This window comes from Rhodopseudomonas sp., assembly GCF_013377015.1.
In the GTDB taxonomy this organism is placed as follows: domain Bacteria; phylum Pseudomonadota; class Alphaproteobacteria; order Rhizobiales; family Xanthobacteraceae; genus JARJEH01.
In genome coordinates, this window is the sequence record NZ_JACABA010000005.1 from 193788 (window position 1) to 214932 (window position 21145).

18 protein-coding genes and 1 pseudogene are annotated in these 21145 nt (G+C 63.4%); 11 read left to right on the forward strand and 8 right to left on the reverse strand.

Going from position 1 to position 21145, the window contains the following annotated elements:
• Positions 1–304: 304 nt before the first annotated feature.
• The 5 genes from HXX15_RS19730 to HXX15_RS19750 form a co-directional block, all read right to left on the reverse strand.
• Positions 305–1696 carry an amidase family protein gene (locus tag HXX15_RS19730; protein WP_296518119.1) on the reverse strand — a complete coding sequence of 464 codons (1392 nt, stop codon included), beginning with the start codon at positions 1694–1696 and terminating at the stop codon, positions 305–307.
• A gap of 43 nt (positions 1697–1739) precedes the next feature.
• Positions 1740–2351: a Crp/Fnr family transcriptional regulator gene (locus tag HXX15_RS19735; RefSeq protein ID WP_296518121.1), complete on the reverse strand. Its 612-nt coding sequence runs from the start codon at positions 2349–2351 to the stop codon at positions 1740–1742.
• Positions 2352–2439: 88 nt separating this feature from the next.
• Complete coding sequence (locus HXX15_RS19740) at positions 2440–2850, reverse strand: RidA family protein (protein WP_296518123.1); 411 nt, start codon at positions 2848–2850, stop codon at positions 2440–2442.
• 50 nt (positions 2851–2900) lie between these two features.
• Positions 2901–4103: an acyl-CoA dehydrogenase family protein gene (locus HXX15_RS19745; protein WP_296518125.1), complete on the reverse strand. Its 1203-nt coding sequence runs from the start codon at positions 4101–4103 to the stop codon at positions 2901–2903.
• A 55-nt stretch (positions 4104–4158) separates the two neighbouring features.
• Entirely contained in the window at positions 4159–4638 is a 480-nt protein-coding gene (locus tag HXX15_RS19750) for a flavin reductase family protein (protein WP_296518127.1), read from the reverse strand.
• Positions 4639–4790: 152 nt separating this feature from the next.
• Between HXX15_RS19750 and HXX15_RS19755 the strand changes: the two genes are divergently transcribed.
• The 7 genes and pseudogenes from HXX15_RS19755 to ppsA all read left to right on the forward strand — a co-directional run bounded on the left by HXX15_RS19755 (position 4791) and on the right by ppsA (position 12717).
• Positions 4791–6068 carry an ABC transporter substrate-binding protein gene (locus tag HXX15_RS19755; RefSeq protein WP_296518130.1) on the forward strand — a complete coding sequence of 426 codons (1278 nt, stop codon included), beginning with the start codon at positions 4791–4793 and terminating at the stop codon, positions 6066–6068.
• A gap of 92 nt (positions 6069–6160) precedes the next feature.
• Positions 6161–7036 (forward strand): branched-chain amino acid ABC transporter permease, encoded by an 876-nt coding sequence (locus HXX15_RS19760; protein WP_296518132.1) that lies wholly within the window; start codon positions 6161–6163, stop codon positions 7034–7036.
• A gap of 2 nt (positions 7037–7038) precedes the next feature.
• Positions 7039–7971, forward strand: a complete 933-nt coding sequence (locus HXX15_RS19765; protein WP_296518134.1) for a branched-chain amino acid ABC transporter permease — start codon at positions 7039–7041, stop codon at positions 7969–7971.
• A complete protein-coding gene (locus HXX15_RS19770) occupies positions 7968–8723 on the forward strand; it encodes an ABC transporter ATP-binding protein (protein WP_296518136.1) in 756 nt (251 codons plus the stop codon). Before HXX15_RS19765 ends, HXX15_RS19770 begins: the two co-directional genes overlap by 4 nt.
• A gap of 13 nt (positions 8724–8736) precedes the next feature.
• Positions 8737–9132 (forward strand): annotated as a pseudogene (locus HXX15_RS19775) (hemerythrin domain-containing protein); the annotation flags it as partial.
• Positions 9133–9336: 204 nt separating this feature from the next.
• The gene (locus tag HXX15_RS19780; protein ID WP_296518233.1) at positions 9337–10038 is read left to right on the forward strand and encodes an ABC transporter ATP-binding protein; all 702 of its coding nucleotides are present in this window, start codon (positions 9337–9339) and stop codon (positions 10036–10038) included.
• Positions 10039–10293: 255 nt separating this feature from the next.
• On the forward strand, positions 10294–12717 hold the full coding sequence (ppsA, locus tag HXX15_RS19785; protein ID WP_296518137.1) for a phosphoenolpyruvate synthase: 2424 nt from the start codon (positions 10294–10296) through the stop codon (positions 12715–12717).
• Positions 12718–12726: 9 nt separating this feature from the next.
• Here ppsA and HXX15_RS19790 read toward each other — a convergent pair whose 3' ends face one another.
• Together HXX15_RS19790 and HXX15_RS19795 are read right to left on the reverse strand one after the other, a co-directional pair.
• Positions 12727–14004 carry an alpha-glucosidase/alpha-galactosidase gene (locus HXX15_RS19790; RefSeq protein ID WP_296518140.1) on the reverse strand — a complete coding sequence of 426 codons (1278 nt, stop codon included), beginning with the start codon at positions 14002–14004 and terminating at the stop codon, positions 12727–12729.
• A 19-nt stretch (positions 14005–14023) separates the two neighbouring features.
• Positions 14024–15373, reverse strand: a complete 1350-nt coding sequence (locus tag HXX15_RS19795) for an agarase (RefSeq protein WP_296518142.1) — start codon at positions 15371–15373, stop codon at positions 14024–14026.
• A gap of 114 nt (positions 15374–15487) precedes the next feature.
• Between HXX15_RS19795 and glk the strand changes: the two genes are divergently transcribed.
• Positions 15488–16522 (forward strand): glucokinase, encoded by a 1035-nt coding sequence (gene glk, locus HXX15_RS19800; protein WP_296518144.1) that lies wholly within the window; start codon positions 15488–15490, stop codon positions 16520–16522.
• A gap of 50 nt (positions 16523–16572) precedes the next feature.
• On the opposite strand, the gene HXX15_RS19805 is transcribed toward glk, so the two are convergent.
• Positions 16573–17220 (reverse strand): TetR/AcrR family transcriptional regulator, encoded by a 648-nt coding sequence (locus tag HXX15_RS19805; protein ID WP_296518146.1) that lies wholly within the window; start codon positions 17218–17220, stop codon positions 16573–16575.
• A gap of 150 nt (positions 17221–17370) precedes the next feature.
• On the opposite strand from HXX15_RS19805, the gene HXX15_RS19810 reads away from it, so the two are divergent.
• Genes HXX15_RS19810 through HXX15_RS19820 form a run of 3 tightly spaced genes read left to right on the forward strand, consistent with a single transcriptional unit; the run spans position 17371 to position 21118 of the window.
• Positions 17371–18249 (forward strand): xanthine dehydrogenase family protein subunit M, encoded by an 879-nt coding sequence (locus HXX15_RS19810; RefSeq protein ID WP_296518148.1) that lies wholly within the window; start codon positions 17371–17373, stop codon positions 18247–18249.
• Positions 18246–18743, forward strand: coding sequence for a (2Fe-2S)-binding protein (locus tag HXX15_RS19815; RefSeq protein ID WP_296518150.1), 498 nt, complete (start codon positions 18246–18248; stop codon positions 18741–18743). The genes HXX15_RS19810 and HXX15_RS19815 overlap by 4 nt, the downstream gene beginning before the upstream one ends.
• Positions 18740–21118, forward strand: a complete 2379-nt coding sequence (locus HXX15_RS19820) for a xanthine dehydrogenase family protein molybdopterin-binding subunit (RefSeq protein WP_296518152.1) — start codon at positions 18740–18742, stop codon at positions 21116–21118. The genes HXX15_RS19815 and HXX15_RS19820 overlap by 4 nt, the downstream gene beginning before the upstream one ends.
• Positions 21119–21145: the final 27 nt, after the last annotated feature.

The following is a 21145-nucleotide window of genomic DNA, read 5'->3' on the forward strand; positions in this document are numbered from 1 at the left end:
AACGTATAGACGGCTGCCCGGGGTGAGCGCGCTATGCGAGCAGATCCACCAATCGAACGTGCAAGCTCCGCTCCTTGTCAAAGCCGGGGCAGAGACCAAGAGAGCCGCGGGTATCGCTATTCGCGAAATTGCCGGTCGCTCGAACAATTGCAGCGTATCGCTTCAAAAGTCTCCAATCGGAAATTTCGGGAAATTTGCAGAAATTATCTCGATATTTCATTGGTCTTTTTCGAATCCGGAATGTCGTGGCTCGAAACCTCAAAGCCCAGCCAGGCTCAGGTCACGGCTCGGCCGGATGCTCGACTTACTCTTCCGCCAAAGGCGATAGGCGAATCGGAATGCGTGTTTCCAGCCAAGCGGCCAGACGAAGCAGTCGGCGGTCGCTCAGTTTGCGAGCGACAAGCTGAACACCCACTGGCAGATCCGCACCCGCCGGCCATACCGGGTAAGACAGCGCTGGGGCATGCAGTCCGTTGAAGGCCGGCGTGTAGGGGTTCCACGAAAACCAGTTCGGATCGTGCCAGCCCTCGGGAACGTTGCGGCCGGCGCCGAAGGCGGTGATCGGCACAGTAGGCATCAGCAGCACATCCACCGTCTCGAACAGGGCGGCGAGTGCCGCCCCATGCGCGTCGCGGCGCTGCATCAGGGCAAAGTAGTCCTGCAGGTCAGGTTCGCCGACCGCATCGGCGCATTCGACCAGAGCCGGATCGAGCAGCGCGCGGTCCTTGGCGGCGATCCCGCGCACGATCTGGGCGCAAGCGAGCTCGTACAGTTCTTGTCCGACTACAGATGCGTTACGAACGTCGAAATCTACCTCGCGCAGGTGAAGCCCTTCGGCACGAAGTGTTGCCGCGACGAGATCGACACCGGCCCGCACGATGGGAGCGGAGTCGCTCCATTGCGCGGGATCGAGCAACCCGATGCGCAGATTTTCGATCGGAGACTCGCCGGCAGCGCGTGCTTCGGCGCTCTCACTCACCGAAGTCCAGTCGCTCGCCGAACTGCCGCCAACGATCTGCAGCGCTTCGATCATGTCGGTGCTGCTGATCCCCAGAGGGCCGACATGCGCCGTGTTGGAAAAGTGGCTCGGAAACGGCACCACCGGGATCAGGCCGAAAGTGGGCTTGAGACCGAGGATGCCGCTGAAGGCGGCGGGAATTCGCACCGAGCCGCCAGCATCGCTGCCGAACGAGACGCGCACCACCCCGGCGGCGACGGCGGCGGCGCAACCGCCGCTGCTGCCTCCCGGAGTCAGGTCAAGGTTCCATGGATTGCGGGTGATGCCGAAGCCGGGGCTGTCGGTGACGCCCTTCCAGTTGAATTCCGGCGCTCTGGTTTTTCCGAGCAATACGGCGCCAGCCGCTTCGAGGCGGGCGACGAACACCGTGCTCGCGGGCGCCGGTGCAGTCGAGGTGGTCAGCGAAGCGCGCCGGGTCGGCCAGCCTTGTACAGCCGCAAATTCCTTGACCGTTACCGGCATCCCATCGAGGTCGCCAGTCGGCTGCCCGGACCGCCAGCGCTGCTGCGAGCGATGGGCTGCGGCCAGTGCGCGATCCGGATCGAGCAGCGCGAAGGCATTGGTCGGCGCTGCTACCCGCTCGGCATGTTCAAGCGCTGAGCGAGTGACGTCGACGGGCGACAACTCACCTCGTCGATACTGGCGGCGTAGCTCCGCGAAGGATTGCTGATGGATCACCGATGGCTTCCCAAGCGACATGGCCGTATTTGGCGGCCGGGACTCAGAGCATCAGCCGAGCAGGGTCGATGATGCGCAATTGCTTGCCTTTGACCTCAATCACACCTTCACCGCGAAGGCGCTTGAGCGTGCGCGTTACCGTCACCCGCGAGGCCCCGGTCATGGCGGCGATCTGCTCGTGGGTGAGTGAGATGCCGATCACCGTGACGCCGTTCTCCGAAACACCATAGAGTTCGGCGAACCGGGTCAGGAGCTCGGCGATACGGTTCTCTGGCTTGGGCGAAGCCAGATACTGCGCGCGGATGCCAAGCACGCGCTGCTTCATCGATGTGATGCGCAGCAGCGCCACCGCAAATTCGGGAAATCCCCGAAAGATTTCTGCCATGCCGTTGGCGTCGAAGGCGATGACCTCGGTGTCCTCGAGGGCAACGGCGGAGGAAAAGCGCGGACGACCATCGAAGGCGGCGCCTTCGCCGCAGATCGCCCATTGCCCCATCACCTCGAGGACGAATTCCGAACCATCCTGCCGGAAGGCGGAGATTTGAACGCGCCCCTTCAGGATGAAATAGAAGCGGGAGTCGATCTCACCCTGATGATAGAGAGACTCACCCTTCTGATAAGTGCGTCGCTTGCCAAGATGCGCCGCCCGAATCAAGGGACCGGCGACAGCATTGTCGATCCGCCAAGTTTCGGTGGAGCGCGATCTGGGCAGGGCGCCAATCTTCCGTGGGGAGCGAATCGGATTACCTCGCGGCGGCGACGGCCTTGATTTCGATCAGCATGTTGGGGCGAGCCAACGACGCGATACCGAGGATGGTCCAGGCGGGAAAGTCGCTGGTGATGAACTCATCCTTGATCTCCCGGAACACGGTCAATTGTTCGTCGATCCGGACATGATAGGATACCAACTCAACCAGATCCTGGAAACCCAGGCCCTCATGCTTGAGGATGGCGCCGAGCCGGGTGAAGGCCAGGCGAATCTGTTCCGCCGCGGTTTCCGGCACCGTGCCGTCCGGACGAATGCCAACCTGGCCGGCGATGAAGACCAGCCCGTTGGCCTTCACGGCTGGCGAATATTTGAACAGGTCGAAGACCTTGTTGCCGCCGAAGGTCGGATCATTTTCCGGTAGGCGCAGGCGTTGAATCTTGCTCATCGAATTGACCTCAATTGAGTTTTACGGATGGGATCGGGAGATAGCAAGGATCAGATACGTGCGTTGGGCGGCAGCGGCATTCCAAGCAGCGCGCGCCCGTAGAGTTCGGCAGCCGGGTTGGCCTGCATCAGGAAGTGCGCGGCCATGCTGTGCAGGTCGCGGAAGTAGCGTTCGACCGGCCCGAGCGGCAGCAGGCTGCCGCCGAGGTTTCGAACCAGATCGTTGCTCGCGGCCAGCGCCGTGTCGCAGATGGTGGGACCGTTGGCGCGATAGCGGGTTCGCTGTTCGATGCTGAATTCCTTGCCGGCAACGGCCTGGTCCCACATTTCATCGACGTCATGCATGAGCTGGTTGAAAGCCATGTCGATCTTGCTTGCCGCCTTGCCGAGTTCGGCCAGCGAGAACCGGTCTTCGGTCTGCGGCGAGTTGAGGCCGGCGGGGATCCGCTTCTTCACCGTCTCGATGTAGATATCCAGCAATCCCGAAGCGACGGCGACGATCGGCGCCGCGACCGACATTACGAACAGGCTGGTATGCGGGATGCTGTACATCGGGCCGCGGTTGCGCTCGGTGCCGGGCACCTGCGCGCGTTGCAGGTCCAGCCACTTCAGCGTTCGATAAGCGGGGACGCGTTCGTCGCTCAGATAGACGTCCTTGCTGCCGGTGCCCTGCATTCCGAAAACGTTCCAGCTATCGTGATCGATCCGGAAGCTCGCTTGCGGGACGAGCAGGAGACGCTGTTCCTTGCCGCCCTCCTGGGTTGGGACCTCGACCAGTACGGCTGCCCAATCCGCCACGTCGATGCCCGACGCATAGGTCCACTTGCCAGTGATGCAGTAGTGTCCGTCCTCGAGAACGGCGTCAACGCCGCGGCCGACATTGCCCGTTAGCGCGATCACCACCGCGTCCTTGCCGCCGTGGAACACTTCGTCTTGCGCGGCGACCGGGAACATCCCGGCCATCCAGGGGTGCAGGCCGGCCAGGCTCAGGATCCAGGCGGTGGCGCTGTCGCCGCGAGCGATTTCCCGTGCCACGCGCCACAGCACCGAAGGTCGCATGCCGTAGCCGCCGTTCTCGACCGACTGACAGATACGAAAGAAACCAGCTTCGCGCAGCCGCCGCGCGACATCGTCCGAAATCCGCTTGCTGGAGTCGTGGCTGGCACCGACTTCCTTCAGCAGCGGAATGAGGTCGCGGGCCGACGCGATGAGCGAGTCGGCGGTGGGAGCGGCCGATACGGAAATCTGATTCATGAACTCCTCGCAAAATTTAACGGATCAGACAGCGACGGTGGTGAGAAATGTTGCATCAGGCGGCGAGGGCTACGTCGCCGTATTTGCCGGCTGCATAGATCAGCGCCGGCGCCACCGGGTCGGCGGCGGCCATCTCGACGACGGCGCCGTAGATGACGGTGTGGTCGCCCGCCCGGTGCGCCGTGTCGACGCGACAGGCGAAGGACGCGTTGGCCCCAACCAGTACGGGTGCCATGTCGTTCAAGATCCATTGCGCGGGAGATTGGTCTTGCGGTGAGCCGCCGTAGTGGCGGGAAATGTCGTCCTGCCCGGCGGCGAGCACGTTGACCGAAAACGCGCCTTTCTGAAGCATTATGGGCAGCAGCCGGCTCTCGTTTCGGACGCAGACAAGGAGCAGCAAGGGATCGAGGCTGACAGCGGTGACGGCGTTGGCGGTGATCGCCGCGACGCCGTCTTCGGTCCTCGCGGCGATCACGGTGACGCCGGTGACGAACCGCCCCATCAGGGTGCGGAATCGCTGTTGCGGGGTGAGCATGGCGGCCTCCACCAGAGCTGGCGTGCTGAATTCTTGCTCACTCTAGGGCCCGACGCACGGCAATGTCTGTATCCGCGGATACGGCGCCGGCAGGTTCGGCGGCGGAAGTTTTGTATATGACGATACAGACTTGCCTGAGGTCGCTACCTAGATTGACTACTTCGTCGTTTCCGACGCTCGGTCCCGGAACAACGGGGACGTGGCATGGGGAAGCACCGGAACGGTTACTGCCGCGCGTCGACCGTTCCTCCTTTGACGCGCCTCAACGGGGAGTTCGCAGTATGCGAGGTATGCTTAAGATGACGATTGGCGGCATTGCGCTCGCCATCGGCGTGATGAGTTCGGCGATTGCCGCCGATCCGATCAAGGTCGGCTCCGTCCTCTCGGTCACCGGCCCGGCTGCCTTCCTCGGCGATCCGGAATTGAAAACCCTGCAGATGTATGTCGATGATCTCAACAACCAGGGCGGGTTGCTGGGGCGGCCTCTGCAACTGGTGCACTATGACGATGGCAGCGACGCCAACAAGGCGAACGCATTCGCCAAGCGCTTGATCGAGGATGACAAGGTCGACTTCATCGTCGGCGGGACCACCACCGGGTCAACGATGTCCATGGTGCCGTTGATCGAGAAGGCCGGCGTGCCGTTCATGTCTCTCGCGGGCGCCGTGGTCGTGGTCGAACCGGTCAAGAAATGGGTGTTCAAGGCGTCCACCACGGATCGTATCGCCGCTGAGCGCGTGCTGACGGACATGAAGAAGCACGGAATCACCAAGATTGCGCTGCTCTCCGATACTGCCGGCTTTGGTCAATCGGGCAAGGCGCAGACCGAGTTGGTCGTCGCCAAATACGGCATCACGCTGGTCGCCAACGAGACCTACGGTCCCAAGGACACTGACGCCAGTCCGCAGCTCACCAAGATCCGCAACACACCTGGCGTCGAAGCGATCTTCGTGTTCGGTTTCGGTCAGGGCCCTGCGATCGTGACCAAGAACATCAAGCAGCTTGGCATCACCCTGCCGGTCTATCACGCTCACGGCGTGGGTTCCGAGGAGTTCATCAAGCTGGCGGGCCCGGCGGCGGAGGGCGTTCGCGCGCTGGCGCCGGCGCTGATGATCGCCGACAAGTTGCCGAACAGCGATCCGCAGAAGCCGGTGGTGAGTGCTTATGTCAAAGCCTTTGAGGGGCGCTGGAAGGAGCATGTCTCGATGTTCGGCGGCCAAGCGCACGACAATTTCTTCATCGTCGTCGACGCGGTCAAGCGCGCCGGGACCGTCGACAAGGAGAAGGTCCGGGATCAGATCGAAGCAACCAAGAAATACATCGGCACTGGCGGCGAAGTGAACATGACGGCCGCGGACCACATGGGGCTTGATATGTGGTCGCTGCGCATGCTCGAAGTAAAGAATGGAGCCTGGGTGGAAGCCCAGTAGAGATCCGTCATTCGCCGGGTTATCGGCGGCGCGCCGGCCTCACCTGCGCGCCGTTCCATCGGATCGAGCCTGCCCCGCGGAGGCGCCTGTCGATGCTCGCCCAGTTACTTCAGTATCTGTTTTCCGGTCTGACGATAGGCGCCACCTATGCACTCGCGGCACTCGGTTTTACCATCATCTACAACGCCAGCGGGGTGATCAACTTCGCTCAAGGCGAGTTCATCATGCTCGGAGGCATGCTCGCCGTCTATTTCACCGACGCCGGCCTGCCGATGGCAGTCGCCCTGCCGCTCGCGGTCCTGATCCCGTCTTTGGCCGGACTGTTGATGGCGCGGCTGACGATCGAACCGATCAAAGGGGCCGAAACCATCACCTTGATTATTGTCACGATCGGCGTCTCGCTGGTGATCCGGGGTGCCATCCAGGTCTGGCTGGGGAAGGGATCCCATGGCCTGCCGGCGTTCTCCGGCGATATACCGATCCGGATTCTTGGCGCGACGCTGATGCCGCAAAGTCTTTGGGTGCTCGGCGTGTCGGCACTGCTGGTGCTCGGTCTTTGGTATTTCTTCAACCGCACGCTGTCCGGAAAAGCCATGTTGGCGACCTCCTTCAATCGCGGGGCCGCTGAACTGGTCGGCATCAATACCGGTCGGGTGCTGTTCATCAGTTTTGCGATGTCCGCCGGCATCGGTGCGCTTGGCGGAATCCTGGTCACGCCGATCACCCTGACTTCTTTCGACGCTGGTGTGATGTTCGGCCTCAAGGGTTTCGTCGGCGCCGTCGTCGGCGGTCTTGGTAGCGGACTTGGCGCGGTGGTCGGAGGTCTTCTGGTCGGCGTTATCGAGGCGTTCGGCGCCGGCTTTCTGTCGTCCTCCTACAAAGATGCGATCCCCTTCATCCTTATCCTGTTCATTCTCTTCTTCATGCCGCGCGGTCTGTTCGGTGTGAAGGTCACGGATCGTGTGTGACGATGATCAGGCGTTATCTCGGACTGTACGTGGTCGCCGTCATTATTGCGGTGCTGCCCTTCCTGATTCCCAATGGCTTCTATCTTGATCTGGCAATCCGGATGGGGATCAATGCGGTGATCGTTCTGGGCCTCAATCTGCTGATCGGCTTTGCCGGCCAGATTAGCATGGGGCATGCCGGCTTCATCGGGATCGGCGCCTTCGCCTCGGCGGTCTTGCCGACGCATTTCGGCTGGCATCCATTTGTCGCGCTGGTCGCCGGCGCGGTGTTGGCGGGCTCGCTCGCGGCGCTCGTTGCGCGGCCGATTTTCCGTCTCAAGGGACACTACCTGGCGATGGCGACGCTTGGGCTCGGCATCATCGTCAACATCGTCTTGCGCAACGAAGCCAAATACACCGGCGGTCCGGACGGCATGCCGGTGCCGCCCTTCACCCTGTTCGGCTTCGCCATCGACAGCGACAAACATTGGTACTGGATCGTTTCAGTCATCTTGATGGTGAGCGTCTGGGCTTCGATCAATCTGATGAATTCACCCTTCGGCCGTGCTCTGCGCGGGCTGCACGGCTCAGAGGTGGCGGCCCAGGTCGTCGGGGTCAACGTGACTCGCTACAAGGTTGCGATCTTTGTCATGTCGGCTGTTTTCGCCAGCCTGATGGGCAGCGTCACGGCGCATTACGTCGGTTTTGTCTCCCCCAGCCTGGCGGATTTCGGCCATTCGATCGAATTGATCACCATGGTGGTGGTCGGCGGCATGGCGTCGGTGTTCGGTTCGCTGGTTGGGGCCGTGCTGCTGACCGCGCTGCCGCAGGCGTTGGCCACTTTCGAAGGTTGGGAAACGGTCGCATTCGGTGTGATCTTGATTCTGTGCATGATCTTCATGCCCAAGGGACTGGTACCAACCCTGGCGGCGCGGTTTGGAGGAAGGCGGGAATGAGCCTGCTTTCCGTCATTTCGCTGTCCAAGACCTTCGATGGCGTCAAGGCCGTCCAGAACGTGTCCTTTTCGGTCGAACCTGGAGTCATCTATTCGGTGATCGGGCCGAATGGAGCCGGCAAGACCACACTCTTCAATCTCATCACCGGCATCTACACGCCGAGCCAGGGTGACATCCGCGTCGATGGGGCCTCCGTCATTGGCAAGTTGCCCAACGAACTGGCCGCGCTTGGCGTGGCGCGCACCTTCCAGAACCTGCAAATCTGCATGAACATGGATGCCTGCGAGAACGTCATGGTCGGCGCCCATCTCAGGCTTGATCGCAATCTGTTCAAGGCGGCCTTTCGCTTTCCGGCGCTGGCGCGGCGCGATCGCGCCCTGAAGCAGGAGGCGGAGGACTTGATGCGTTTCGTCGGCCTCGAGAACTACCTGACCTCGCGTGCCGACAGCATGCCCTATGGCGCTTTGAAGCGCCTGGAGATCGCACGCGCGCTGGCGCTCAAGCCTCGCCTGCTGTTTCTCGACGAACCAGCCGCCGGCCTCAATCCGAGGGAAACCCTCGATGTCGATGGTCTGGTGCGCAAGATCGCTGATTCCGGGGTGACCGTCGTGCTGGTCGAGCACAATATGAAAATGGTGATGAATCTGTCGGATCGCATCCTGGTGATGGACTACGGCAAGAAGCTGGTCGAGGGAACGCGCGACGAGGTTCGCCATCACCCCGATGTCATCGCCGCCTATCTGGGCGCTTAGCGTGAGCTGCAACATGGAAGCACTCAATGTCATCAGCGAGGAACACCGCAATCTCTGGCGCCTGGCCAGCGCCATCGAGCTGGTCGCCGGCAGCATCGAGCAGGAACAGAGGGTAGACAGCGAATTCTTCAACTCGGTCTTCGACTACCTCGAGCATTTCGTTGATCATTCCCATCACCCGAAGGAAGATGATTTTCTGTTTCGCCTGCTCCGGCTACGCAGCGAAGAAGCCGGACCGATCATCGATCGCCTTGCCGCCGACCACCACGAGGCGCCCAACGAACTCGCCACGCTGCGCGCGCAACTGGCCGCCGCAACCAATCCGGCGGCCATCAGCTCGTTCGTCGCCGGGCTGAAGTCTTACGCCGCAACGCAGAAGCGGCATATCCTCGCCGAGGAAAAGGAACTGCTACCGCTGGCCCGAGCCGCGCTCACGGCGGACGATTGGCGAGAAATCGATTCCGCGTTTCTCGCGAATGACGACCCGCTTTTTGGCTCCAAGGCGCGAGCCGAATATCGAGCGCTTTTCCACCGGCTGGTCAGCCTGGCGCCCGACTCGATTGGCCTTGGCGGACATCGCCCCGGCACATTCTCCGCCGGCGATGGCGACGTGCTGCTTCGCGTGCGGGGACTTGAAAGCGCCTACGGCCGTATCAAGGCGCTCAAGGGGATCGACCTGGAAGTGAAGCGCGGGGAGATCGTTGCGCTGGTCGGAGCCAATGGCGCGGGCAAGACCACGTTCCTTCGAACCCTTTCCGGCGTGCAGCCGATGAGTTCCGGGCAGATCGAATTCGATGGCCAGAACATCGCCGCGCTGCGCGCCGACCAACGCGTCCGGCGCGGTATCGGCCATTGCCCGGAGGGCAGGCAGGTGTTCGGTCCGCTGTCGATCGAGGACAATCTGCGCTTGGGCGCCTATACCCGGCCCAAAGACCAGGTTGCCGCGGATCTGGCAAAGATTTACGCGATGTTCCCGGTCCTGCAGGAGAAGCACAAGCTGCCGGCGGGGACTCTCTCCGGCGGTCAGCAGCAGATGCTGGCGATCGGTCGCGCGCTGATGGGCCGCCCGAAACTGTTGCTGCTTGACGAGCCTTCGATGGGGCTGGCGCCGCTGCTGGTGGAGGAGGTTTTCAATATCGTCAAGGCGCTGAAGGCGCAGGGCATCACCATCCTTCTGGTGGAGCAAAATGCCTTTGCGGCACTCGCCATCGCGGATCGCGGCTACGTCATGGAGACCGGAGCCGTGACCTTGACCGGCACCGGCCGCCAATTGCTCGCAAACGACGACGTGCGCGTTGCCTATCTCGGGATGTGAGAGCCGCTTCTGAGAAGTGGGGCTCGGAAAGTCGTCCCTATGGGAGGCTCAATCTTGCCGCCTCCTCGGGCTCCATTTCGGTACGGTGGCTCAGAAATTACCTTCACCTGCGAGTTCTTCGAGACAAATCTCGAACCGAACCGTACCGTAATCGCAAATTTCCAGTGTCCATCGAATCCAAAGTTCGCGAAAATGCGAGCAGCTTGGTATGTCGAACTGCGGATTCGCGGGCACTGGTGCAATCGAGGGCTTCGTATGCCGACTAAGGATTATGTTCGCTGGTTTTCCGACATTCGCCTGAGCGACGTGGCTCAGGTCGGCGGCAAGAATGCGTCATTGGGCGAGTTGTATGCGACGCTTTCCGCGGAAGGCGTGCGCGTCCCGAATGGCTTTGCGCTGATCGCGGAAGCCTACCGCGACGCGCTGACCGCCGCCGGGGCCTGGGAGCCGTTGCATCGGCTTTTCGATAATCTGGACAAGAGCGACGTCGAAAAACTGGCAAAGCACGCGGCCGAAGCCCGCGACATCGTCTATCGGGCGACCGCGACCGGTCCGCTGCGCGACCATATCGACCGCGCCTATCGGCAGCTCGAAACGGAGTACGGCGCCAATGTCGCGGTCGCGGTTCGCAGTTCGGCGACCGCGGAAGACCTGCCGTCGGCGAGTTTCGCCGGCCAGCACGAGAGTTTTCTGAACGTCCGCGGCGCCGACCAGGTGTTCGAAGCCTGCCGCCGCTGCTTCGCGTCGCTGTTCACCGACCGCGCGATTTCCTATCGCGTCGACAACGGGTTCGATCATTTCAAGGTCTGGCTTTCGGTCGGCGTGATGAAAATGGTGCGGTCGGACCGCGCCGCGAGCGGCGTCATCTTCACGCTCGATACCGAATCCGGTTTCCGCGACGTGGTGTTCGTGACCGGCGTCTATGGTCTCGGCGAGAACATCGTTCAGGGCACGGTCAACCCGGATGAATTCTACGTCCACAAGCCGACCTTCCGCGCCGGCCGCCGCGCTGTGCTGAGCCGCGCGCTGGGCGACAAGCAGATGCGCATGATCTACGCCGACACCGGCAGCGGCGTCAGGAACGTGCCGGTGTCCGAAGACGAGCGCGCGCGGTTCTGCATCTCCGACGCCGAGGTGCTCGAACTCGCCGCCAACGCCATCACGATCGAGGATCACTATTCGCGATCCGCCGGTCATCCGGTGCCGATGGACATCGAATGGGCCAAGGACGGCGACGACGGGCTGCTCTACATCATCCAGGCGCGTCCCGAGACGGTGGTGTCACAGCGCGCGCCGACCGGCTTCGAGACCTACGCGCTCGGCGGGTCGGGCCCGGTGCTGGCGACCGGCCGTGCGGTCGGCGAGAAGATCGCCGCAGGCCCGGTCCGCGTCATCACCGATGCGAGCCAGCTTAGGGAGTTCAAGCCCGGCGAGATTCTGGTCGCCCAATCTACCACGCCGGATTGGGAACCGGTGATGAAGATCGCCGGCGGCATTGTCACCGAACGTGGCGGGCGCACCTGTCACGCGGCGATCGTCGCGCGCGAACTCGGGATTCCGGCAGTGGTCGGCGCGACCGATGCGAAAGCCGTCCTCGCGACCGGCGTCATGGTGACGGTCTGCTGCGCCGAAGGCGACATCGGCCGGGTATATCAGGGGGCGCTGCCGATCAAGAAAACGCATGTCGAGCTCAGCGAGGTGAAGCGCCCGCGCACCGAAATTATGCTGAATCTCGGCAATCCGGAACTGGCGTTCCGCACCGCGATGATTCCGAACGACGGCGTCGGGCTGGCGCGGATGGAGTTCATCATCAACGAGCACATCAAGGTGCATCCAATGGCGCTGGTCGATCCGGAAAAGGTCGCCTCGGCCGAGGCGCGCGCCGAGATCGCGCGGCTGGTGCGCAACTATGCCCGGCCGGCGGATTATTTCATCGAGAAACTATCCGAGGGCGTCGGTGCAATCGGGGCGGCGTTCTACCCGAAGCCGGTGATCGTCCGGCTGTCTGACTTCAAGACCAATGAATATGCACGGCTGCTGGGCGGCGAGGGCTTCGAGCCGCACGAGGAAAATCCGATGCTGGGCTTCCGCGGCGCCGCCCGCTACGCCCACCCAGCCTATGCCGAAGGCTTCGCGCTGGAATGCGCCGCGCTGCGCCGCGTCCGCGAGGACATGGGCCTGACCAATGTTCGCATCATGGTGCCGTTCTGCCGGCGCGTCGAGGAAGCGCGGCGCGTGCTCGATGCGATGGCCGGCCATGGCCTCAAGCGCGGGGAGAACGGGCTGGAGATCTACGTGATGTGCGAGATCCCGAACAATGTCATCCAGATCGACGCCTTCGCGGAACTGTTCGACGGATTCTCGATCGGCTCCAACGACCTGACCCAGCTCACCCTCGGCGTCGATCGCGATTCCGAGATCGTGGCGTTCGATTTCGACGAACGCGACCCCGGCATGCTGGAGATGTTCCGGCTGGCTGTGACCGGCGCCAAGCGCAACGGCCGTCACATCGGGATCTGCGGCGAGGCGCCGGCGAACTATCCCGAGGTCGCGCGCTTCCTTACCGAACTCGGGATCGACTCCATCAGCGTCAACCCGTCGAGCATCCTGCGCACCATGCAGGTGGTCAGCGACGCCGAGAATGCCGTGGCGGCGACGCCACCCAAGGTCGCCGGATAGCCCGGTGCCTCAGATGCTGGGCCGGATATAGGGCCGGTTCACTTCCCACAATTCGTCGAGCAGCTTGACCGCCGCAGAGGCGGAATTCACCACCGGATCGATCAGCAGCGCCTGCAATGCGATCTCCTTGGAGCCGTGCATCGCGGCCTCGACCGCGAGCTGCTGCACGCTCACTTGGATGTGGAGCAGCTTGGCGATTGGATCGGGCAGCGGACCGAGCGAAATCGGATGAATCCCGGCGGCGTCCGCCATCACCGGCACCTCGACCGCCGCGTCGAACGGCAGATTCGGAATCGTGCCCCGGTTCGGAACGATGCCCGATTCCAGCGCGCGCTTCTTGTTGTGCAAGATGCCGCCGATCGCCGCCGCGCCGCGCTCGCCCGAGGGTGTCAGCCACCACTCCGGCATCGTCGCCCCGGCGAGCACGCCATCCAGAATCTGCTTGAACTCGACGCGCCAGCGCCCGTCGCCATCGAAATCGTAGCCGTGTTCGCCGCCTTCCCAGCCATAGGGCAGATACTCGCCGAAATGGTCGTCGCTGCAGGTCATCCAGTAGCCAAAGGCGCGAAACACCTGCCGGGTGAGCGGCATGAAGGCGGGGTCGAACACCTTCTCTTTTTCGCGCAGCAGCGGGTAGAGGTCCTCGCCGGTGACGCGATGGCGAATCTGCATCAGGCATTGCGAGTGATTGAGACCCGCGCCCCAGACGTCGACCTGGTCCGACGGCAGGCCCATGATCTTGGCCACGTCGCCCTGTCCCATGAAAATGCCGTGGCAGAGGCCGAGTGCGCGGATCGGACTGTACTTGCCGAGCGCGAGGATGATGCGGTTCTCGGGATTGGAAAAATTCAGGAACAGCGCCTGCGGGCAAAGCTCCTGCATCTCACGGACGAAATCGAACACCAGCGGCAGGGTGCGCAGCGTGAACATCAACCCGCCGGGGCCGCCGTTCTCGCCGAGGGTGTGACGGATGCCGTATTTGCGCGGCACCTCCCAATCCATCTTCCAGAGCCGGTTGCGGTCGATCGCGGTGGCGTTGACGACGAAGCCGGCGCCGTCGAGCGCAGCTCGCCTGTCGGTCGTCTGCTCGACGATCAGGCCCGCGCCGGATTTTGCATTCAGCAGCCTGGCAAGCTCCGTCATCTTGCCGAGCGTCTGCGGGTCGCGACCGACCAGCGTCAGGGTGCTGCCGCGCAGCTCGTCGCTGCTGAAGATGTCGCGCAGCATGCTCAGTCCGAACGACATGCTGCTGGCGCCGAGGAAGACGATCTTGGTCCGGTTGGTCATCGTCGTCTCCGTTCGTTGATCAGGATGAGACCGCCGCCGCGGCGTGGAGAGTCTCGGCCTCGGAATTGACCGCCGTCATCGCGCGCGTCAGGTCTTCGTAAATGCGGTCCTCGATGGTGACCATGCCGTAGTTGCAGTCCTCACCGTCGAACCGGCCTTGTGCCGGTTGATCGGCGTGCTCGAACCAGTGGTAGCCGACAATGCTCGGCTGGCGCAGCGCCGCGGTGACGTAGTGCCGGAAGCAGGATGCCCGGTCGGCTTGCGTGGCCACCAAGGGCCCGGCACCGATGCTGTTGGGCAGACCGGAATCGACGGCCCGGAACGAGAATTCGCCAATCAGGCAGGGTTTTCCGGTCGAGGCATAGGCATCGATCATGCCGACGGCATCATGGCCGTAGCAATTGAACGAGATGACGTCGAGATGGCGTCCGGCCGCGTCGATCGCCGCGGCCGGCGGCGGAGGCGTGGTGAAGCGGCAGCCGAGCACGAGGTGATTGGGATCCGCCGCCCTGATCGCGGCCGTCGTCAGTTCGAAATAGCGATTCGCCAGCAGCGCGAGAAAGGCGTCGCAGTCGGCGATGAAGCGGGCGCGCAGCGGATCGGCGCGATCGGCTTCGCCGCGCGGTTCGCGATGGTACGGCGCCGCGAGCCGCGGCACCGCCTTCAGTTGTTCCCACGAATCCGCCGGTGTCCGCCAGATCGCATTGAAGGCTTCGAAATCCAGATGGCGCTCGCGCAGCAAGTTGATGGCGGCGATCCGCCCGGGTGTAGCGATCGACAAATTCAGGAACATCGGCAGCAACTCGTCGGGGCCGCGCCAGTCCGGCCCCCAGCGCAGTTCATTGTCGATGAACCATCCGATCAGGTTGCGGTCGCCGCTGCGCTGCGCGCAATGTTCTCGCGCCTTGCGCTCGACATGACGTCCGAACTCCGGATCGAAGACGTCGGGAAATTCCTGCCTGGGGTCGCTCGGGCTGCGGTCGTTGGCCTGCCACGCGAACGACATGCCGAGATCGAGATTCGGCGTTACCGACAGCGGTACCGGTCCGGCGGTGGCGACCGCTTCATCGGACCACGAGCCGAGCGTATTGAACCCCCAGCCCGCCAGCCGTTCGGCTGTCGCACGCCGCCAGGCTTGTTCGCCGCCATATTTGCGCCGGCAAGCTTCCGCGTAGGGGACCAGCTCGGTGTCGCGAATCTTGTCCTGGTCGAAGCGTACGGTGTCGACGCCTTTCGATAGAAACCGGCCGCCGTCGGGATCGACCAGCCAGAACGCGCCGTCAGCCTGTTCGACGCTAAAGAATCCGACGGACCGGAAACGATGGTCGGTAATTCCGCCCCATCGGGTTCTTGGCACTTGAAACGACATCGGCGGCTCGAATTGAATGACTGCGGTAGATTGCCGACCATATCGTGCAATCAATTGACTTGTCTCAATCAAGCGATGCGCCCTAGGTCTGGGTGACCGAGCAGGAGGAGAACCATGGGACGAAGCAATGCCGCCGGTAATCCGCCCAAGGCTGGTGCGACCGACAGCCTTGTGCGCGTTGTGCTGGCGGATGTCGGCGGCACCAACGCGCGATTCGCGCTGTTGACCGGCGACGTGCTCGGCCCGGTCGAGCATCTCGCGGTACGCGACCATGCCCGTTTCACCGACGCCCTTGCGGTGTTCATGGCCCGTCAGACCGACCATGCCACGATCCGCGGCGCGATCATTGCGGTGGCGGGTCCGGTCGAAGACGGCCATTGCGCATTTACCAATAGCTCCTGGGTCGTCGATGCCGCGGAGCTTCGGTCCCGGTTCGATTTCACCGGCGTCAAGCTGATCAACGACTTCGAAGCAATCGCCTGGGCGCTGCCGCATCTCACGCGCGACGACCTGCGCGTCATCGGCGGCGGCGCGCCGGTACCGGATGCGCCGATGGCGGTGCTCGGGCCCGGCACCGGCCTCGGCGTTGCGGCCTATGTCCCGCACAAGGCGGGCGGACTGGTGCTGCGCAGCGAAGGTGGCCACGTGACCTTGCCCAGCAGTTCGTTGCGGGAAGACGCCATCATCGTCGCGCTGCGGCAACGCTTTGGCCACGTCTCAGCCGAGCGGGTGCTTTCAGGGCAGGGTCTGGAAAATCTGTATCGCGCCATCGCCACGATCGATCAGTGCCCCGCGCCGGAGCGCCGCGCGGCCGATATCAGCAAGGCTGCGGTCGACGGCGTCTGCGAACTCAGCCGCGCCGCGCTCGACCAGTTCTGCGCCTGGCTCGGCGAGGTCGCCGGCAACGTCGCGCTCGGTCACGGCGCTCAGGGCGGGGTGTTCATCGCCGGCGGCATCGTCCCGCACTTCCAGGATTATCTGGTTAGCTCGACCTTCCGGTCCCGCTTCGAGGCCAAGGGCCGGATGAGCCGCTATGTTGAGCCGATCCCAGTGTCGCTGATCCTGCACGACGATCCGGCCTTCGTCGGGCTGCGGTCGCTGGCGTTGCGCTGCGACTGGGATGCGAGCGGGTCCGGGACTGGTGTATAAATCAGCGTCGGGGTCGCCGACCGACGCTGAACAGCGGAAGCCGACTGCTGTTAGATTGTGCCCTTCATGAATCGCGTCACGTGATCGATGATCGTCTGATCCAGATTGGACGGCACCGGTGTGCCATAGACGAATTTCCGGATCGCGATGTAGAAAATCTCGCCATGCAGCCCCCAGACAGCCTCCTGCTCGCGCTCGGTTACGCGCGAACCGGCAGCGGCCGCGGATTTCATCTCCTTGCGCAGTTCGCGGCACACCGGAACGATCAGCTTCTTTCGGATGATCGTCAGGTAGCGGCCGGTGATGTCATAGGACCGCAGTCCCGAGAACACGAAAATTCGCACCCAGTCGTAGTCGAAGATCCGATCGGCATATTCGCAATAAAACTGGATCAGACGATCCTGCAGCGGGCGCGAGCGATCCGCGATCAGATCCTCCCACTGCGGATTCCAGCGGCTCAGATAGACGTGCTCGTAGACCCGCTCGATCAGCGCTTCCTTGCTCGGAAAATGGCGATAGATCGCCGAGTGGGTGATGCCGATTCGCTTCGCCAATTCGCGGGTTTGTCCCTCGAAGCCGTGCTCGGCGAAGAAGCGAATCGCTTCCTCGAGAATGGCCTTCTCCCGATCCGCTGACTTCATGTTCTTGCGCGCCGGCGGCTTTCGCGCCGGGGCGGATCGGGCTGTCTTCTGCAGCATCAGCGTTTTGCTCCCGTCAGAACCGGATCCGCGCATCGTTGCGGCCGGCCGCATTTGAGACCAGATGGTAATTTTGTTGACAGCCAATGCAACAGCCATCATGCTTGAGAACAATTGGTCACAAAGTGACCGTGGCTCGGGAGGCTGACGGTGAAGGCGGGCGACGTCGCGTATTTCCGCGCGCAATCGGTCAGCGACGCCGTCGCGGCCTTTCGCAGCTGCGAGGGCGACGCCCGCTATCTCGCCGGCGGCCAGAGCCTGCTCGCCGCGATGAACCTGCGGCTGCTAACGCCTGACCTGTTGATCGACATCGCCCATATCGATGCGCTACGCGGCATCGAACGCCGCGGCGGCGAAATCCGCATCGGGGCGCTGACGCGCCATGCCGAGATTCTATCGTCGCCGATCATTGCCAGCCACGTGCCTTTGCTCGCTGCCGCCGCACCTTGGGTTGCGCATCCTGCGATCCGCAACAAGGGGACGATCGGCGGTTCGATCGCCTTCGCCGATCCCGCCTCGGAATTTCCAGCCGTGGCGCTGGCGCTGAATGCCCGGATTGAGCTCGACAACGGCGATAGCGTGCGGTTCGTGGAAGCGCAGGATTTCTTCCTCGATCTTTACGAGACGGCGGCGGAGCCCGGCGAAATCCTGTCGGCGGTGTGGTTTCCGGTCGCAACGCCAGACCAGCGCTGCACGTTTGACGAGCTGGCGCGACGGCGCGGCGACTACGCCATTGTTGGCGTTGCGATCGTTGCGGATTTTTCGGGCGAGATCGTTGACAGAATCCGGATCGTGTTCTTCTCGGTCGGCTCGACGCCGGTTCGCGCCCTGCGGGCCGAAGCGGCGCTGACCGGCACGGCGCTGGTCGACACCGACATCGAATTAGCCCAACAGGCGCTTGCCGGGGATCTGTCGCCGAGCGACGACGTGCAGGTATCGGCAGCGACGCGGATGCATCTGGCTTCCGTGCTGTTGCGGCGGCAACTCGGCAAGTTGCCGGTACCCACTCCCAAAGCGGTGCGCGCATGACCCGGCCGATCGCCATCATGCTGACGATCAATGCCGAGCCGGTCACGGCAATGGTCGAGTCGCGGTTGTCGCTGGCGGACTTTCTGCGGCATCAGTTGCGGCTGACCGGAACCCATGTCGGATGCGAGACGGGTTCCTGCGGCGCCTGCCTGGTGATGCAGGACGGCCGGGTGATCCACGGCTGCCTTACGCTTGCGGTGCAGGCCGATGGCTCGGCGATTCAGACTATCGAGGGGCTGTCCGAATCCGGCGCGATCGCCGATCTTCAGGCCGCGTTTCACGAGCGCAACGCGCTGCAATGCGGGTTTTGCACGCCCGGCGTGCTGATGACGGCACAAGAGCTGTTGCAGCTCGAAGGCGTGCCATCGCGCGAGGAGATTCGCGACGCGCTGTCCGGCAATTACTGTCGTTGTACCGGCTATCAAGCGATCGTCGATTCGATCGAAACCACCGCGCAGCGTCGCGCGGTGGGCGAAGCGGAGCAGCCGGCATGAACAAGCCGCTCTCCCGCGTCGATCGTCCCAATAGCTATATTGGCAAGAGTCTGCCGCGCCCCAATGCCAAGCGCCTGCTGGCCGGGCGCGGGCGCTTTGTCGATGACATCCAGCTGCCGCGGATGCTGCATGCAGCCTTCGCGCGCAGCCCCTATGCGCATGCACGGATCGTTTCCATCGATGTGTCGGCGGCCCGCGCCGCGCCGGGCGTGCGGCGCGTCGTGGTCGGCAGCGACATCGCCAAACTCTGTATGCCCTGGACCGGCACGTTGCGGCATTTCAAGGATATGAAGTCGCCGCCGCAAAGCCCGCTCGCCATCGATACCGTGGTCTGGGCTGGCCAGCCGGTGGTCGCCGTGCTCGCCGATAGCCGCGCGCAGGCGGAGGACGCCGTCGAATTGATCGCGATCAACTATGAGGAACGCGATGTCGTGGTCGGCATCGACGCGGCGCTGGCGCCTGGCGCCACGCTGGTCCACGACGCGCTCGGCGACAATCTGGCATTCCAGACCACGATCGAGAACGGCGCGGTCGCCACCGCGTTCAACGACGCGGCGGCGGTGGTCGAGGTCGATCTGCGGTTCGGCCGCCACACCCCGGTGACGCTCGAGCCGCGCACGCTGATCGCGGATTTCGAGCCGGGCGAACGGGCGCTGACGGTGCATCACTCCACCCAGACGCCGTATCAGTTCCAGGACATCTACGCCCGGCATTTCGGCCTCGACGAATCCCGCGTGCGGGTGATCGCGCCCGACATCGGCGGCTCGTTCGGCATGAAGCTGCACGTCTATCCGGAAGACATGGCGGTGGTGGCTTTGAGCATCATCGCCGAGCGCCCGGTGAAATACGTCGCCGACCGCGGCGAATCCTTTCTCAACGACATTCACCTGCGCGACCATCGCGTCCGCGCCAAGCTGGCGCTGACCCAAGATGGCCGCTTTGCGGGCATGAGAGTTCAGGACGACACCGCGATCGGCGCGTTCTCGGCCTATCCGCGCACCAGTGCTGTGGAGGGCAATCAGGTGGTACGGCTGATGGGTGCGCCCTACCAGCTCACCAATTACAGGGCCGATCTGCGGGTGATCTTTCAGAACCTGCCGCAGACCAGCCAGTACCGCGGCGTCGGCCATCCGATCGCCTGCGCCGCCACCGAGCGGCTGGTCGATCTCGCCGCGAAGAAGCTCGGGCTCGATCCCTTCGAAATTCGTCGCCGCAACTACGTCACCGACGAGATGTATCCGCATACGACGGCCACCGGCTATCGCTTCGAGCGGCTGTCGCTCGATCAATGTCTCAGCAAGCTGCATGCGCTGATGGATTATCCCGCATTGCGCGCCGAGCAGGCGCAGCTGCGCGAGCAAGGCATTCATCGCGGCATCGGCATCGCCACCTATGTGGAGATCACCAATCCGTCGCCGGCGTTCTACGGCGTCGGCGGCGCGCATATTTCGGCGCAGGACGGCTGCGTGCTGAAGGTCACGCCATCCGGCGACGTGCAATGCGCGATCAGCGTCACCGAGCAAGGGCAGGGCACCGAGACCATCATCGGGCAGATCGTCGCCGATCAACTCGGCGTCGATCGGGAGCGGGTGCGCGTCTTGACCGGCGATACCGAGACCACGCCGCATGGCGGCGCCACCTGGGCCTGCCGCGGCGCGGGCATCGGCGGCGAAACCGCCTTGCAGGCGACGCGCAAGCTGCGGAGCAATATTCTTGAGATCGCTGGTGCGATCCTGCAATCGCGCCCGGACACGCTCGAGCTTGCCGACGGCAAACTGATCGAGCGCGAGACCGGCACAGTCAGGATGAACCTGGGTGAACTCGCCGCGCTGGTGTATTTCCGTTCCGACACCCTGCCGCCGGACCTCAAGGCGGACCTCACCGTCGCGCAGCATTTCGCCCCGAAGGGATTCCCGTTCGCCTTCACCAACGGCATCCACGGCAGCCTGGTCGAGGTCGATGTCGAGACCGGCTTCATCAAACTGCTCAAGCACTGGGTGGTCGAGGATTGCGGCCGCATCATCAATCCGATGCTGGTCGACGAGCAGATCCGCGGCGGCGTGGTGCAGGGGCTCGGCGCGGCGCTGTTTGAGGAATGCCTCTACAACGACGCCGGGCAGCTGATGAACGGCTCGATGGCGGACTATCTGGTGCCGATGGCGGGCGAAATACCCGACATCGTCATCGCGCATGTCGAAACGCCGACGCTGGATACCGAACTCGGCGCCAAGGGCTGCGGCGAGGCCGGAACATCGGCCGCGTCGGGCGCGGTGCTCAACGCGGTCAACGACGCGCTGGGTCCGCTGCAGGTACAGATCTCGCAGATTCCAATGACGCCGCAGCGCATCCTGCGCGCCCTTGGCACAGTGCAATGACGACAAACAACAAGAAGCAAACGGGAG

Coding starts and splice junctions, on each gene's coding strand:
- HXX15_RS19820 (WP_296518152.1), top strand. CDS start 18,740: ATGAACAAGCCGCTCTCCCGCGTCGATCGTCCCAATAGCTATATTGGC.
- HXX15_RS19790 (WP_296518140.1), bottom strand. CDS start 14,004: ATGACCAACCGGACCAAGATCGTCTTCCTCGGCGCCAGCAGCATGTCG.
- HXX15_RS19745 (WP_296518125.1), bottom strand. CDS start 4,103: ATGAATCAGATTTCCGTATCGGCCGCTCCCACCGCCGACTCGCTCATC.
- HXX15_RS19795 (WP_296518142.1), bottom strand. CDS start 15,373: ATGTCGTTTCAAGTGCCAAGAACCCGATGGGGCGGAATTACCGACCAT.
- ppsA (WP_296518137.1), top strand. CDS start 10,294: ATGCCGACTAAGGATTATGTTCGCTGGTTTTCCGACATTCGCCTGAGC.
- HXX15_RS19740 (WP_296518123.1), bottom strand. CDS start 2,850: ATGAGCAAGATTCAACGCCTGCGCCTACCGGAAAATGATCCGACCTTC.
- glk (WP_296518144.1), top strand. CDS start 15,488: ATGGGACGAAGCAATGCCGCCGGTAATCCGCCCAAGGCTGGTGCGACC.
- HXX15_RS19815 (WP_296518150.1), top strand. CDS start 18,246: ATGACCCGGCCGATCGCCATCATGCTGACGATCAATGCCGAGCCGGTC.
- HXX15_RS19770 (WP_296518136.1), top strand. CDS start 7,968: ATGAGCCTGCTTTCCGTCATTTCGCTGTCCAAGACCTTCGATGGCGTC.
- HXX15_RS19760 (WP_296518132.1), top strand. CDS start 6,161: ATGCTCGCCCAGTTACTTCAGTATCTGTTTTCCGGTCTGACGATAGGC.
- HXX15_RS19765 (WP_296518134.1), top strand. CDS start 7,039: ATGATCAGGCGTTATCTCGGACTGTACGTGGTCGCCGTCATTATTGCG.
- HXX15_RS19805 (WP_296518146.1), bottom strand. CDS start 17,220: ATGCTGCAGAAGACAGCCCGATCCGCCCCGGCGCGAAAGCCGCCGGCG.
- HXX15_RS19750 (WP_296518127.1), bottom strand. CDS start 4,638: ATGCTCACCCCGCAACAGCGATTCCGCACCCTGATGGGGCGGTTCGTC.